This is a genomic window from Candidatus Liberibacter africanus PTSAPSY, from assembly GCF_001021085.1.
Taxonomy (GTDB): domain Bacteria; phylum Pseudomonadota; class Alphaproteobacteria; order Rhizobiales; family Rhizobiaceae; genus Liberibacter; species Liberibacter africanus.
In genome coordinates this window covers 1,136,284-1,152,239 of the sequence record NZ_CP004021.1, presented here as the reverse complement: position 1 = coordinate 1,152,239, position 15,956 = coordinate 1,136,284, and the positions used below count along the sequence as shown (strand labels likewise).

Sequence of the window (15,956 nt, the reverse complement as noted above, 5' to 3'; positions counted from 1 at the left end):
TATTGTGATATATTATCATACATACCACTTTAAAGCGAATTTTACTAATATATAAATATTTATTAGTTAAAATTTATTATTTTTATGGAATGGATCACAGCAAATGACTAGCAAATGATATTTTTAGGGTGAAAACTATAAATAGTTTTACGAAAGCATTATGATGCAATAAGAGGATTTTTGTTTCCTATATAATGTCGTATACAAGAAATTGTTTGGGATACGTCTATGAGTTCAGACAGTACTTCTTGTGTGTCTTGTAAGTTTTTTAATGAATCAGCTTCATAATATTCGATATAAATTCGTATAGTGCTATTATCTGTATCTGTACCAGATATACGATAAATTATGCGAGATTGATCTTCAAAGACAATATATATTCCCTGTTTATCGCTTATATTGCCATTAATAGGGTCTGTATAAACAAAATCACCCGCTTGTTCTATTCTTTTTCCAATAAATGAACTTCCAATTAAACGGTTTGTTCTAGAACGAAGATTATCTAGAAAATCTTGTGCATCATTTGTAGGAATATCGGTATAATCATATCTAGAATAGTAATTTCTACCATAAGTAGTCCAGTGTTTATGGACGATATCTGAGAGACTTTCTCCTCGAACCGCTAAAATATTGAGCCAATATAATATAGACCAAAGACCATCTTTTTCACGGGAATGAGATGAACCTGTCCCAAAACTTTCTTCTCCACAAATAGTAACCATCCCATTTTCTAGTAGGTTACTAAAAAACTTCCAACCAGTGGGGGTTTCAAATAGTTTTAAATTCAATTTTTCGGCAACACGATCAAGGGCAGTGCTCGTGGGCATTGAACGTGCCACACCGATCAAGCCAGATGAATATCCGGGTATTAATCCTGCATTGGCAACCATAATCGCTAAACTATCAGATGGATTGACAAATATTCCTTTGCCTAGAATCATATTTCGATCACCATCTCCATCACAAGCGGCTCCGAAATCAGCACTATCATCCGTCATCATTCGATCGTATAGGTCTTTTGCATGAATGAGATTAGGGTCTGGATGACGTCCTCCAAAATCTTCTAAAGCGACAAAATTGCGTACCGAACCAGCGGGAGCCCCAAGTTTTTCCTCTAATATTTCTTTTGCATAAGGTCCTACTACGGCATTCATACAATCAATATCAATGCGAAATCCAAGGCTAAGAAGTTTGCGGATTGCATCAAAATCAAAAATATTTTCCATTAATGCGACGTAATCTTCAATAGGATCAATGATTGATATAACCATATTGGCTATTTCTTGTGTTCCAATGTGGTCAATATCTATATCATTGGTTTCTATGATTCGATAATAAGTGATTCTTTTTGATTCTTCAAAGATATCTTGTGTTTTTTGTTCAGAAGCTGGCCCTCCATTACTGGTATTGTATTTTATGCCAAAATCTTGTGTAGAACCTGCAGGATTATGAGAAGCGGTGAGTATAATGCCCCCAGAGGATTTATACTTGCGAATGAGATGAGAAACAGCGGGGGTTGAAAGGATGCCCCCTTTACCTATAATAATCCGAGAAAAACCGTTCGCTGCGGCGATCTTAATGATTTTTTGTATTACAACGCGATTGTAAAATCGACCATCTCCACCAACAATGAGTGTTTTTTCTGTGTAATTTATATTGTTAAAAATAGATTGGATAAAATTTTCTACGTAAGAATCTTGCTGAAAAACATTGACTTTTTTTCGTAATCCCGATGTACCTGGTTTTTGGTCGAGATAGGGTGTTGTTGGAACTGTAGTATATAACATTTATGAGATTACACTTTGCTTAGGCATAAACAATTACTATGCACCACTCCTTGAGAAAAAACAGGAGTATGCATGCATGTTTGTTTGAGAGACAAATTGAAATACGTGTCAAGAATGATTCCTAGGATCAAAAATCCCTCCTAATCTTCAACTTTTGATGTTAATATTTCTATGGTCAATATATACACATGAAATTTATAACAGGAGAAATTCTCAAGGTGTATAACGATAAAAATTTGACAATATTGCTTTCCTTCTCTACACGTTAATGGTGCTCCACGGGATATTATATAATTAAATTTTATATTTGCAATAGTGGTTAAGTTATGAGAATAAATTGCCCTCCATTACCTTTGTTCTGCAAAATGTTTGTGACAATTATTCATACCATAAAACAATTAGATAATTGTTTCGTTTATAAAGAGATTGTATTATAGATTGTGTGAGATATATCTTAAATTATTTGTTGGTTTATTATCGATTATGAATTGGTTTTTGAATTATTCGCGGTTGTTTTTTTAGTTTATAGTTTGCTTTTATCACCATTCAAAATTAAAATTCCTCTTGTGATCAGTAAAAGATAGTGATCCACTTTTTATTTAGACAACTAATTGGCTTTATAGAGGATTGTTTTTGAAAACGGATTTCATAAAGAGGTCTTTTGATGGTATATTCTATATCGTGTGTTTATGAGCATTGAAAATGAATTTTCTTTATGTGAAAAGGGGCAATCATATTCAATGATAGGATTAGAAAATTTACAAAAATAATCAAGAGATTAAAGCTATTTTCTTTGAAAAAATGAAAAATATATCGGAAATATACTATGGAATCCATGCTTGCTAAACCGGTGTCTTCGACAATAGATGTTCATATTCCTGTTCTGTTAGAAAGAGTAGTTGCACTCTGCAATCCTTCTCCAGGAAAGATTATTTTGGATGCAACGTTTGGTGCTGGAGGATATAGCCGTTCCTTTTGTAAAATGGGATCTAATGTTATTGCATTAGACCGCGACCCACTTGCAGTGGATCGAGGAAAAGAAATCATGCAAGACTATAAAGAACAATTTTCTCTCTTCCAAGCAAACTTCTCTCAATTGCAAAATTATGTCCCAGATGAAGGAGTTGATGGAATTGTCTTTGACTTGGGGGTATCATCTATGCAGATTGATTGTGCTCATCGAGGTTTTTCTTTTCAAAAACCAGGTCCTTTAGATATGCGCATGTCTTGTTCAGGAGTATCGGCCGCTGATGTTGTCAATTATGCAGATGTGAAAGATTTGACACGTATTTTAGGGATTTTAGGGGAAGAAAAACAAGCTTCTCGTATTGCACATGCTATTGTAAAACGTCGTAAATTTGCACCTTTTCAAACGACAGAAGATTTGTCTTCTTTAATTAAAAATACCGTTTATCTTGGTAAGAATCATCGTATTCATCCTGCCACTCGCTCATTTCAAGCGCTACGTATATTTGTTAATGATGAAATAGGAGAATTATTTCAAGGATTACAATCAGCAGAAAAAGTGCTCAAATGTGGGGGGGTATTAATAGTGGTTTCTTTTCATTCGTTAGAAGATCGTCTTGTTAAAAAGTTTCTTACTAGTCGTTCAGGTAAAGTAACAGCTGTGCGTCATATGATTTCTCCCCATGCACATCCTGCTGTTTTTCAATCTATTACTAAAAAGGTTGTGATTCCAGATACAGATGATATAGCCATTAATAGACGAGCACGTTCCGCAAAATTACGTGCAGGAATACGTACTTCAGCACCATTAAAGGAAGATTGTTCCTTTGCACATTTAGCTCGATTACCCGCGCTTTCTCAATTTAGAGGGTGACATGTTTAAAACATTTGATTTGATTATTTTAGGTATTATTCTTGCTTCTATATCTACCACTTATTCCATTAAGCATAAAGTGGAAAACAAAAAAGAAGAGCTCAGAATCTTAGAAAATAAAATCGTTTTAGAGCAAAATTATATTGATTTGCTGAAAGCGCAGTGGGCGTTATTGGTTCAGCCTGATCGTATTAAAGATTTGGTTGCTCTTTATCAAAAAGAATTGCAATTACAACCAACAATTATTAGTAATCTCATTGCGTATGATGATTTAGCCCACTTAAAAAAGAAACAGTCTTTTTCTGAAAATCGGTCTGATTTTTCTCTAAAAAAAGTTAAAATACGTAAATATTACCAAAAGGTTGTACAAAAAAAATGAATTTACCGATTTTTTGACTAAGGAGTTATGCTTCTAAAATGATTTTTATTTTATGATAGTATCATAGTTATGTTACGCTATAATGATAATTTTCCATTGCGGAATATGGAAGATAGAAATGATCTTTTTCAAAAAAGACGTCGCAAGGTCATTGCGCACAGCAAAAATCGCATTGCCATGACTATTGTTTTCTGTCTTATGATATGCGTGATTCTTATCATTAAATTGATCCAATATGGAATTACAAAACCTGAACATCCTGTTTCTTCAATGAATATTGAAGATTATGGAATATCGCGCCCTGATATTATTGATAGAAATGGAGAAATATTAGCGACAGATATACTTACTTTTTCCCTTTACGTTGAACCACACAAGATTATTTCCGTTGATGAAATCATTGAGAAACTAAAAATTGTATTACCTGATCTTGATTCTCAAATGATTCGTCGTAGATTGCTGTCCAAAACAAAATTTCAATGGTTGCGTCGTAAATTATCTCCACAACAGCAAAAGAAAATTTTAGCTCTTGGGTTGCCAGGATTGGGTTTTCGCACTGAAAAACGTCGTTTCTATCCTGCTGCTTCTCATACATTACACGTTGTTGGTTATGTCGATGTCGATAATCGTGGTATCAGCGGTATTGAAAAATTTCTTGATATGCAAGGATTGACGAGTAATTCTACAATAAATAAAGGCATAAAAGATTTGCCTCCTATTCGATTATCACTAGATTTACGTGTTCAAAATATAGTTCATCAAGCTTTGCTTGAAAATAAGAAAAAATATAATGCAGAATCAGCGGGTACAGTGATACTCAATGTCTCTACAGGAGAGATCATTGCGATGGTTTCTGTTCCTGACCATGATCCCCATGAAGTATTAACAGAAAATCAAGAAGGATGGCTCAATCGTATCTCATATGGAACATTTGAAATGGGATCAATTTTTAAAGCATTTACTATTGCTATGGGGATTGATAGTGGTTTGTTTACAATAAAAGATAGTTTGGATACTCGTCATCCTATTCGGGAAGGAAAATTTGTTATTAATGATTTTCATCCACAAAAGCGAATTTTGACTATTCCGGAAATTTTTCGATATTCTTCTAATATTGGTGCGGCTAAAATTGCTGAGGCTGTGGGTATTCAGGAACACAAAGATTTTTTGCATAAATTAGGTTTGTTATCTAAAATAGAAACTGAATTGCCTGAAGTTAAAGAGCCTTCCCATCCATCACAATGGAAGAGGGTGCATTCACTAACGATTTCTTTTGGACACGGACTTTCGACAACCCCATTGCAAACAGCGGTTGCTGCAGCTTCTCTTGTTAATGGCGGTCAGTTGGTACTGCCAACATTTATGGTTCGCAATCATGAAGAAGCTAATAAAATATCGCGTACAGTTCTCAAAAAAAGTACAGTAAAAATAATGCGTTACTTATTGCGAGAAGGGGTAACAAGTGGTTCAGGGAGAAGAGCATTTGTAGAAGGATTTGAAGTAGGAGGGAAAACAGGAACAGCTCAAAAAGTGATAAAAAAACGTTATTCAGAAAAGTTAAACTTTAATTCTTTTCTTGCGGTTTTTCCTATAAATGATCCTCAATATGTTGTACTAAGTTTTATGGATTCCCCAACAATCAAAGAAAACAATCAGCTTACTGCTGGAATAAATGTTGCTCCTATGGTAGGAAAAATAATTCGTCGATCGGCGTCTATGCTTGGTGTTAAACCCGTTTTTTTAAAATAAATATATTCAACATTAGACGATGATAGTGAGGTATTTTCAAGGTATTGAAAAACAGTTTTTTCATTCATTGTGCAGAGGAAATAGTATTGAAATTAAAAGATCTGATACATAATAATTTTCCAGAACTTATGAATCAATTATCGTCTTATTCAATGCAGTGGGGAGAACGTGAAATCAATGAAATTTCATCGGATAGCTGTTGTATTCAAAAAGGTTGGATGTTTGTAGCAATTATTGGACATAAGGCAGATGGTCATGACTTTATTTCGCAAGTGATAGCACAAGGTGCTGAAGCTATTGTCGTATCTTCTACATATTCATCACACGATTTTTCAGTTGCTATTAGAGAGAATGTTCCGATTCTATTCGTCGATAATACGAGAATTTTTTTATCTCTTTGTTCATCTAAATTATATGGTGAACATCCTAAAAAAATCTTTGCCATTACAGGGACTTCTGGAAAGAGTTCCGTTGCTTCTTTTGTGCAACAGATTTATCAATATTCTGGTTTATCGTCTTTTCAAATTGGGCCTATGCGTTCGATTGCTTCTTTTCCACATCATAACAGCTTAACCACTCCTAATTCTGTTTATTTGGCAAAAGCATTATCATATTTATCTTCACAGGGTGTGACCCATGTATCTCTTGAGGCATCCAGTCATGGATTAGATCAACATAGATTAGATGGCATTAAATTGAGTGGTGGATGTTTTACCAATTTAGGGCGTGATCATATAGAATATCATAAAACCAAACAAGCATATTTAAACGCTAAAATGCGTCTTTTTGAAGAATTATTACCTGAAAAATCTCCTGCTGTTATTTATTCAGATGATCCTTGCTCCCAAGAGGTTATGCATCGTGCTCACAATGCTGGTTGTCGTGTTTTATCAGTGGGATATCAAGGAGCATTTATTCGTCTTAAAAAGGTATCTTCTATCCTTGATAAACAACAAGTTTCTCTATCTATTGAGGGAAAGGATTTCAATTTTATTTTTTCTCTGCCCGGAGAATTCCAAGTATACAATGCTTTAGTCGCCGCAGGATTATGTATTGCCAGTGGAATAGATATTCCAACTGTTATTGAATGTTTAGGAAAATTAAATATTGTTCCTGGTCGTTTTGAATTTATTGGCACAAACTCCAAGGGCGGTAAAATTTATGTTGATTATGCTCACACTCCAAATTCTCTTGAGATGGTTTTAAAAAATGTTCGCACTATTACATCAGGGCGTATTATTGTTGTATTTGGTTGTGGTGGGGATCGTGATCAAGGGAAACGCCCAATGATGGGAAAAATTGCTCTGGATTTAGCTGATACTGTTATCGTAACAGATGATAATCCCCGTTCTGAGGATCCTAAAAAAATAAGGGCTGAAATTATCAATGGATTTTCTGGATTTATTGAAGAAGGAAATCGAGTAGAAGCGATACGTATTGCTTTGTCTATGCTCAACAAAGGAGATGTTTTAGTTGTCGCAGGTAAAGGACACGAAACAGTACAAATTATCAATAAAGGGGTCGTCAGAATGTCTATTGATTGTGATATTATACGTGAAATTTTAGGATCTTCTTTGTGAAACATCTATGGACATTCCATGATTTGCTCCACGCTGTCGAGGGTAAGTCTATTGGAAACGTGCCTGAAGATTTTGTGCAGGGAATTTCAATAGATAGCCGTTCCATTGCGCCCAAAGAAGCATTTTTTGCTATTAAAGGCCCTAACTATGACGGTCATAATTTCATTTTACACGCAGTGCAAAGAGGCGCCTGTCTTGTTATTATAAATTCAGATATGGCTCAATCTATAGGATCATTATCTGTTCCGGTCTTTGTAGTGCAGGATGTTTTATCTTCTCTAACAAAACTTGCTATGGTTGCACGTCGCCGTTCTAAGGCGAAAATTATTGCTATTACTGGTTCTGTCGGCAAAACTACCACAAAAGAAATGCTGGCCATTGCTTTGTCTTCTTTGGGTAGAACCCATACATGTATTGATTCGTATAATAATCATATTGGCGTTCCATTAACGTTAGCACGTATGCCTGCAGATGTAGACTTTGGTGTTTTTGAATTGGGCATGAGTCATTTAGGTGAAATACGTTTTTTAACACACTTGGTTCGTCCGCATATTGCTATGATTACCAAGATTGCTCCTGCGCATTTAGAAAACTTTTCAGGGATAGAAGAAATTGCTTCTGCCAAAGCGGAGATTTTTGAGGGATTAGAAAAAAATGGGGCTGTTTTTTTAAATCACGATGATTCCTTTTTTTCATATCTTAAAGAAAAAGCTCATACTCTTGGAATAAATAAAATTTATTCTTTTGGTGAATCACCTAATGCTGATTTTCAGTTGCAAAAACGGAAAGATAGTGATGAAAAATCTTGGATGCAAGTGCAATTACAGGGTAAATTAGCAGAAGTTACACATCATGCTCTTGGATATCATATGGCACAAAACATGCTTGCCTCATTAGGAGTTTTCTCGATTCTAAATATTGATATCGACAAAGCAATCAAAGCACTTTCTATTTTTCATCCCAAAGAAGGAAGAGGAAAGCGGTATCGTTGTGCATGTAAAAAAGGATTTTTTACCCTAATTGATGAAAGCTATAATGCAAATCCCATTTCTATGAAATCAGCAATATCAGTTTTATCTCAAATTTATCCGCATGGAAAGGGACGTCAAATTGCTGTTCTTGGTGATATGTGCGAAATGGGAGAACAATCAAAATATTTTCACATTGATTTAGCGAAAGTTTTGTCTTTATATAACATTTCACATATATGGTTGCATGGCACTCATATTCTAGCGTTAAAAGATGTATTATCGCACAATATTCATGTGCATTACTCTGAAACAATAGAAGATTTTTTTTTGTTTATCCAAGCATCTCTCATTGATGGAGATGTTATAGTTGTTAAATCTTCTTCTTCTATCCTTGATAAACAACAAGTTTCTCTATCTATTGAGGGAAAGGATTTCAATTTTATTTTTTCTCTGCCCGGAGAATTCCAAGTATACAATGCTTTAGTCGCCGCAGGATTATGTATTGCCAGTGGAATAGATATTCCAACTGTTATTGAATGTTTAGGAAAATTAAATATTGTTCCTGGTCGTTTTGAATTTATTGGCACAAACTCCAAGGGCGGTAAAATTTATGTTGATTATGCTCACACTCCAAATTCTCTTGAGATGGTTTTAAAAAATGTTCGCACTATTACATCAGGGCGTATTATTGTTGTATTTGGTTGTGGTGGGGATCGTGATCAAGGGAAACGCCCAATGATGGGAAAAATTGCTCTGGATTTAGCTGATACTGTTATCGTAACAGATGATAATCCCCGTTCTGAGGATCCTAAAAAAATAAGGGCTGAAATTATCAATGGATTTTCTGGATTTATTGAAGAAGGAAATCGAGTAGAAGCGATACGTATTGCTTTGTCTATGCTCAACAAAGGAGATGTTTTAGTTGTCGCAGGTAAAGGACACGAAACAGTACAAATTATCAATAAAGGGGTCGTCAGAATGTCTATTGATTGTGATATTATACGTGAAATTTTAGGATCTTCTTTGTGAAACATCTATGGACATTCCATGATTTGCTCCACGCTGTCGAGGGTAAGTCTATTGGAAACGTGCCTGAAGATTTTGTGCAGGGAATTTCAATAGATAGCCGTTCCATTGCGCCCAAAGAAGCATTTTTTGCTATTAAAGGCCCTAACTATGACGGTCATAATTTCATTTTACACGCAGTGCAAAGAGGCGCCTGTCTTGTTATTATAAATTCAGATATGGCTCAATCTATAGGATCATTATCTGTTCCGGTCTTTGTAGTGCAGGATGTTTTATCTTCTCTAACAAAACTTGCTATGGTTGCACGTCGCCGTTCTAAGGCGAAAATTATTGCTATTACTGGTTCTGTCGGCAAAACTACCACAAAAGAAATGCTGGCCATTGCTTTGTCTTCTTTGGGTAGAACCCATACATGTATTGATTCGTATAATAATCATATTGGCGTTCCATTAACGTTAGCACGTATGCCTGCAGATGTAGACTTTGGTGTTTTTGAATTGGGCATGAGTCATTTAGGTGAAATACGTTTTTTAACACACTTGGTTCGTCCGCATATTGCTATGATTACCAAGATTGCTCCTGCGCATTTAGAAAACTTTTCAGGGATAGAAGAAATTGCTTCTGCCAAAGCGGAGATTTTTGAGGGATTAGAAAAAAATGGGGCTGTTTTTTTAAATCACGATGATTCCTTTTTTTCATATCTTAAAGAAAAAGCTCATACTCTTGGAATAAATAAAATTTATTCTTTTGGTGAATCACCTAATGCTGATTTTCAGTTGCAAAAACGGAAAGATAGTGATGAAAAATCTTGGATGCAAGTGCAATTACAGGGTAAATTAGCAGAAGTTACACATCATGCTCTTGGATATCATATGGCACAAAACATGCTTGCCTCATTAGGAGTTTTCTCGATTCTAAATATTGATATCGACAAAGCAATCAAAGCACTTTCTATTTTTCATCCCAAAGAAGGAAGAGGAAAGCGGTATCGTTGTGCATGTAAAAAAGGATTTTTTACCCTAATTGATGAAAGCTATAATGCAAATCCCATTTCTATGAAATCAGCAATATCAGTTTTATCTCAAATTTATCCGCATGGAAAGGGACGTCAAATTGCTGTTCTTGGTGATATGTGCGAAATGGGAGAACAATCAAAATATTTTCACATTGATTTAGCGAAAGTTTTGTCTTTATATAACATTTCACATATATGGTTGCATGGCACTCATATTCTAGCGTTAAAAGATGTATTATCGCACAATATTCATGTGCATTACTCTGAAACAATAGAAGATTTTTTTTTGTTTATCCAAGCATCTCTCATTGATGGAGATGTTATAGTTGTTAAATCTTCTTATTCCTGTGGATTTCATCGTCTTGTCAAGTTATTGCTTGAGGAATTCCCGGTTATTAGTTAAGACCTGATGGAAAGGGACGTCAAATTGCTGTTCTTGGTGATATGTTTGAAATGGGAGAACAATCAAAATATTTTCACATTGATTTAACGAAAGTTTTGTCTTTATATAACATTTCACATATATGGTTGCATGGTACTCATATTCTAGCGTTAAAAGATGTATTGTCGCATAATATTCATGTGCATTACTCTAAAACAATAGAAGATTTTTTTTTGTTTATCCAAGCATCTCTCATTGATGGAGATGTTATAGTTGTTAAATCTTCTTATTCCTGTGGATTTCATCGTCTTGTCAAGTTATTGCTTGAGGAATTCTCGGTTATTAGTTAAGACCTGAGATAGCAGTTTGTAAAAGAAGACTACCAAAGAGGTGAGAATGTTTATCCGATTGGCTGATTTTTCAGAATATTATATGGCCACTAATATTTTGAAATATATTACTTTTAGGTCTAGTGGAGCATTTTTCACTGCCTTCTTTATTGTTTTAGCCTTCGGTTCAAAGATTATAGAATATCTTCATTACCTTCAAGGATATCAGGGACAACCTTCTCGGGTTCCTGATTTACCAATGCATTCTAAAAAAATCGGCATTCCTACTATGGGTGGTATAATAATTTTGATTGGATTGATGGGATCGTCTCTTTTGTGGGCTGATTTTTCTTCTATCCATGTGAACATTGTCTTATTGCTCACGTTATGTTTTGGTTTGATTGGTTTTTGTGATGATTATGCAAAAATTGTCACTGGAGATAAGAAAGGCTTATCATGGAAAGTGAGAATTATCATAGAGTTTATTATTGCTGTATTTGCCGTTTGTATTTTGCTTTTTTATTCAAATTCAACCTTTTTAGGTCTAGAAACAAAAACTATGGTAGTCTTTCCCTTTTTAAAGAACATGTTTCTGGATATAGGAATTTTTTTTATTCCTTTTACTGCGTTTGTCATTGTTGCTACTGCTAATGCTGTAAATTTAACAGATGGACTTGATGGATTAGCTATTGTACCAGTTATGATTGCATCTATCGCATTTTCATTGATTGCGTATATCACGGGTAATGTTATCTTTTCGCATTATTTACAAGTCTATTTTATTCCAGGTTCAGCAGAATTAATTGTCGTCATCAGTGCATTAATTGGTGCGGGAATTGGTTTTTTATGGTTCAACGCTCCACCAGCAACGATTTTTATGGGAGACACAGGATCTTTAGCATTAGGTGCTTTTATTGGGGGAGTTGCCGTATCAACTAAACATGAGATAGCGCTGATTGTCATTGGAGGGTTATTCGTCGTTGAAGCACTCTCTGTCATCATTCAGGTTTTTTATTTTAAGATAACGAGAAAAAGGATTTTCTTAATGGCTCCTATCCATCATCATTTTGAAAAAAAAGGTTGGAGTGAAAGCCAAATAATAATCCGCTTCTGGATTATTTCTTTTATACTAGCCGTTGTTGGGATTTTAACTTTGGGACTGCGTTAATCATTTTATGAAATTGAGAAGTTTTAAGAATCATTCGATTGCCATTTTTGGATTAGGGAGTTCTGGATTATCTGTTGCGAATTCCTTAAATAATTCTGGGGCGCATGTCATTGCTTGGGATGATCATCCTGTTGCTGTGAAAAAAGCACAAGATATGGGCATAAAAGTCGTTGATTTTCGTACTATTTCATGGAGCAATATTAATTATTTAGTTCTTTCTCCAGGGATTGCTTTAACAGGAGAAAACGCTCATTGGTGTGTCACATTAGCTAACCAATTTAATGTTGAAATCATTGGAGATATCGAATTATTTGTGCGTGAACGACGTTTTTCGTTGCAACAGTCTCTTTTTATTGCTGTTACTGGTACTAATGGTAAGTCTTCTACAGTTGCATTGATCGCTCATATCTTACAAAACAATGGTTACGATGTACAATTAGGCGGTAATATTGGTCTTCCTATTTTAAATCTTGAATATTTTGTTCCCAATCGTTTTTACGTTATTGAGTGCTCTTCTTATCAGATAGAATTAGCGCCAACAATTGATCCGTCTATAGGGGTTCTTTTAAATATTTCTCCCGATCATCTTGATCGTCATCATAGTTTAGATAATTATGTGCGCATTAAAGAAAAAATTGTGAAAATGAGTAAACATGCGATTATTTGTACACAGGATGATCAATGTAAGAAAATTGCCAGTGATGTGAATTGTTGCGAACATTCTATATCTAGAATATCATCTAAATTAATGCCGTTAGATTCTGATTTATATATTGACGAATATTCCCTTAAATGTTCTTCAACATCAAAAATAATTTTTGATTTTTCAAGAGAAATTAAAAAACATAATATTCAAAATTTAGCAGCATCTGCTACCGTTTGTATGCGATTAGGTTTAAAAAATGATGATATCAAAAGAGCATTATCTTCGTTTGATGGTTTAACACATCGTTTGCAGACAATAGCACAATTAGGAGATGTTATTTTTATTAATGATTCGAAAGCAACGAATCTTCATTCTGTTGTTAACGCAATCTCTAACGAAAAACGTGCAATTTATTGGATTGCAGGTGGTGTATCTAAATCGGAAGATTTTTCTATTCTTTTCCCTCTTTTATCAAAGATAGCTAAAGCTTACTTTATTGGGGATTCTTCTATGCTCTTTTCTCATCATCTCGGATGCAAAATACATAGCACTATTTCTAACACTCTTGATCAAGCACTTAAAAGCGCTATTCGTGATGCAGAAAATACGCAACTTTCATCTGTTATATTATTTTCACCAGGATGTGCGAGTTTTGATCAATATACTGATTTTCGAGAAAGAGGATTTTCATTTATGTCACTGGTTTCCGAGATAAAAGACATAGAAATGTTTGTTGATATAGAGAAGGAAAGACAATCTCCATGGTAAAACGAGCTGAAAGAGGGATTCTAGCAGAATGGTTTTGGACCGTGGATTGGATGTCTCTCATGGCGTTTTTGTTTTTATTAGGGTTAGGACTCGTTTTGTCCTTTGCTTCTTCGCCTGCTGTAGCAGAAAAATTAGGTCTAGATAATTTCTATTTTGTTAAAAGACATGCTTTTTTTCTTATTCCGTCCATAATTATTATGATATCTTTTTCCTTTTTTACCCCTAAAACAGTAAAAAATACTGCCTTTATTTTGCTGTTTTTTTCCTTAATAGCTATGGTCTTAGTATTGTTTTGGGGAGTGGAAATTAAAGGAGCTAAACGTTGGTTATATATTGCAGGAACATCAATACAGCCTTCTGAATTCCTCAAACCATCATTTATTATTGTATGCGCTTGGTTTTTTGCTGAACAAATGCATCATCCAGAAATGCCAGGGAATATTTTTTCTTTGATATTATTTGGAATTGTAATAGCTTTATTAATTGCACAACCTGATTTTGGACAAAGTATTCTTGTATGCTTAATATGGGATTGTATGTTTTTTATCACAGGTATTTCTTGGTTGTGGATTATTGTCTTTGCTTTTTTAGGGGCAGTGAGTTTATTTATTGCTTATCAAACAATGCCTCATGTTGCGTTTCGCATTAACCACTTTATGACTGGAATAGGGGATTCTTTCCAAATAGATAGTGCGCGTGATGCTATTATTAATGGTGGATGGTTCGGTAAAGGACCTGGAGAAGGAACTATAAAACGTGTTATACCAGATAGTCATACGGATTTTGTTTTCTCTGTAGCTGCTGAGGAATTTGGTATCATATTTTGTATCTTTATTTTATGTATTTTTGCTTTTGTAGTTGTTCGTGCTTTTATCTATTCATTAACTGAATCAGATGATTTTATTCGTATGGCTATATTCGGTCTTGCATTGCAAATAGCTTTACAGGCATTTATTAATATCGGTGTTAATTTACATCTTCTCCCAACTAAAGGAATGACAATGCCTGCTATATCGTACGGAGGGTCTTCTATGCTGGGAATATGTATTACAATGGGCTATCTATTAGCATTAACATGTCGTCGCCCTGAGAGACGCGCTTATGAAGAAGACTTTATGCGTGTTTCCACACCACACATGTTTTAGGATCTATAGATATGTCAGAATATAATGCCGTATTACTAGTAGCAGGAGGAACAGGGGGACATGTATTGCCCGCAATAGCCTTGTCACATGAATTAAAAGCTCGAGGGTATACTGTTTGCTTGGTAACTGATCATCGTGCTATACCTTTCACTATGGATTTTCCTAATGATTCGATTTTCGAAATAGCTTCTTCTCCAATTCGATTTTCTAATCCCATTGTTTTTTGTCGTTCTTTAATAAATTTTGTGAAAGGATTTTTTGCTTCTTTACGTTTGATAAAAAAAATAAAACCAAAAGTCATAGTAGGTTTTGGCGGATATCACACTGTTTCACCTTTGTTAGCAGGAATAATATTGCGGATACCATCTATGATCCATGAACAAAATATCATTATGGGAAGAGCGAATCGTCTCTTATCTTGGGGCGTACAATTGATAGCAAGAGGAATGGTATCTCCTCAAAAAAAAAATTTATCACATAAAGTTATCGTTACAGGAAATCCTATACGTCACTCACTGATAAGAATGCGAGATATTCCTTATCAGGTTAGTGATTCAGATAAACCTTTTTACTTGTTGGTATTTGGAGGAAGCCAGGGAGCAAGATTTTTTTCTGATGTTATCCCTAAAAGCATTTCTCTTCTATCCAAAATACAGCGTAAAAGACTAGTGATTACGCAACAAGTTCATGAAGATGATAAGGAAAGAGTTCAGAAAAAATATAGTGAATTAGGCTGTAAAGTAAATATTTTTTCTTTTTTAAAAGATATTGAACGGCATATGGTGAAAGCAAATTTGTTGATATGTCGATCAGGAGCTTTGACCGTTTCCGAAATAGCTGTTATAGGACGTCCAGCTATTCTTGTACCTTATCCTTATTCCATTCATCAGGATCAGTTGCATAATGCGCATTATCTTCAAGAAGGAGGGGGGGCTAAAGTGATAACACAGGATTTTCTTTCTCCTGAACGATTGGCTAATGAACTTTATTCTGCTATGAAAAATCCAGAATGTTTATCTCAAATGGCTAAAAATATTTCTGAGAAAGGAAAAACTCAGGCAGTTTTAATGTTATCAGATATAATTGAACAACTTGCTCATGCAAAGAGTAGATCTTTTTTAGGAAGGAAGTTTACATGCTGGTTCCACAAGGTATAGCTCTCGTTTTAGAG

At 34.7% G+C, this 15,956-nt stretch carries 12 protein-coding genes; 11 read left to right on the top strand and 1 reads right to left on the bottom strand.

Translation table 11 applies throughout. From position 1 onward, the window contains the following. Positions 1 to 158: 158 nt before the first annotated feature. Complete coding sequence (locus tag G293_RS05205) at positions 159 to 1,787, bottom strand: alpha-D-glucose phosphate-specific phosphoglucomutase (protein ID WP_047264595.1); 1,629 nt, start codon at positions 1,785 to 1,787, stop codon at positions 159 to 161. 826 nt (positions 1,788 to 2,613) lie between these two features. Between G293_RS05205 and rsmH the strand changes: the two genes are divergently transcribed. The 11 genes from rsmH to murG all read left to right on the top strand — a co-directional run bounded on the left by rsmH (position 2,614) and on the right by murG (position 15,942). Further along, positions 2,614 to 3,627 carry a 16S rRNA (cytosine(1402)-N(4))-methyltransferase RsmH gene (gene rsmH, locus G293_RS05200; protein ID WP_047264594.1) on the top strand — a complete coding sequence of 338 codons (1,014 nt, stop codon included), beginning with the start codon at positions 2,614 to 2,616 and terminating at the stop codon, positions 3,625 to 3,627. A 1-nt stretch (position 3,628) separates the two neighbouring features. Next, positions 3,629 to 4,006 (top strand): cell division protein FtsL, encoded by a 378-nt coding sequence (gene ftsL / locus G293_RS05195; protein WP_047264593.1) that lies wholly within the window; start codon positions 3,629 to 3,631, stop codon positions 4,004 to 4,006. A 69-nt stretch (positions 4,007 to 4,075) separates the two neighbouring features. Beyond that, positions 4,076 to 5,755: a peptidoglycan D,D-transpeptidase FtsI family protein gene (locus G293_RS05190; RefSeq protein ID WP_047264592.1), complete on the top strand. Its 1,680-nt coding sequence runs from the start codon at positions 4,076 to 4,078 to the stop codon at positions 5,753 to 5,755. 86 nt (positions 5,756 to 5,841) lie between these two features. Next, on the top strand, positions 5,842 to 7,335 hold the full coding sequence (locus G293_RS05185) for a UDP-N-acetylmuramoyl-L-alanyl-D-glutamate--2,6-diaminopimelate ligase (protein ID WP_047264591.1): 1,494 nt from the start codon (positions 5,842 to 5,844) through the stop codon (positions 7,333 to 7,335). Further along, the gene (gene murF / locus G293_RS05180; protein WP_083965964.1) at positions 7,332 to 9,335 is read left to right on the top strand and encodes a UDP-N-acetylmuramoyl-tripeptide--D-alanyl-D-alanine ligase; all 2,004 of its coding nucleotides are present in this window, start codon (positions 7,332 to 7,334) and stop codon (positions 9,333 to 9,335) included. Before G293_RS05185 ends, murF begins: the two co-directional genes overlap by 4 nt. Next, positions 9,332 to 10,750: a UDP-N-acetylmuramoyl-tripeptide--D-alanyl-D-alanine ligase gene (locus G293_RS05175; protein WP_052775044.1), complete on the top strand. Its 1,419-nt coding sequence runs from the start codon at positions 9,332 to 9,334 to the stop codon at positions 10,748 to 10,750. Before murF ends, G293_RS05175 begins: the two co-directional genes overlap by 4 nt. A gap of 50 nt (positions 10,751 to 10,800) precedes the next feature. Next, on the top strand, positions 10,801 to 11,079 hold the full coding sequence (locus G293_RS05170; protein ID WP_200897310.1) for a hypothetical protein: 279 nt from the start codon (positions 10,801 to 10,803) through the stop codon (positions 11,077 to 11,079). Positions 11,080 to 11,125: 46 nt separating this feature from the next. Beyond that, positions 11,126 to 12,226: a phospho-N-acetylmuramoyl-pentapeptide-transferase gene (gene mraY / locus G293_RS05165; RefSeq protein ID WP_047264589.1), complete on the top strand. Its 1,101-nt coding sequence runs from the start codon at positions 11,126 to 11,128 to the stop codon at positions 12,224 to 12,226. A gap of 7 nt (positions 12,227 to 12,233) precedes the next feature. Next, positions 12,234 to 13,640 carry a UDP-N-acetylmuramoyl-L-alanine--D-glutamate ligase gene (gene murD, locus G293_RS05160; protein WP_047264588.1) on the top strand — a complete coding sequence of 469 codons (1,407 nt, stop codon included), beginning with the start codon at positions 12,234 to 12,236 and terminating at the stop codon, positions 13,638 to 13,640. After that, positions 13,634 to 14,785, top strand: coding sequence for an FtsW/RodA/SpoVE family cell cycle protein (locus G293_RS05155; RefSeq protein WP_047264587.1), 1,152 nt, complete (start codon positions 13,634 to 13,636; stop codon positions 14,783 to 14,785). Before murD ends, G293_RS05155 begins: the two co-directional genes overlap by 7 nt. A gap of 11 nt (positions 14,786 to 14,796) precedes the next feature. Then, positions 14,797 to 15,942, top strand: a complete 1,146-nt coding sequence (gene murG / locus G293_RS05150) for an undecaprenyldiphospho-muramoylpentapeptide beta-N-acetylglucosaminyltransferase (RefSeq protein WP_047264586.1) — start codon at positions 14,797 to 14,799, stop codon at positions 15,940 to 15,942. The last annotated feature ends 14 nt before the right edge of the window (positions 15,943 to 15,956 follow it).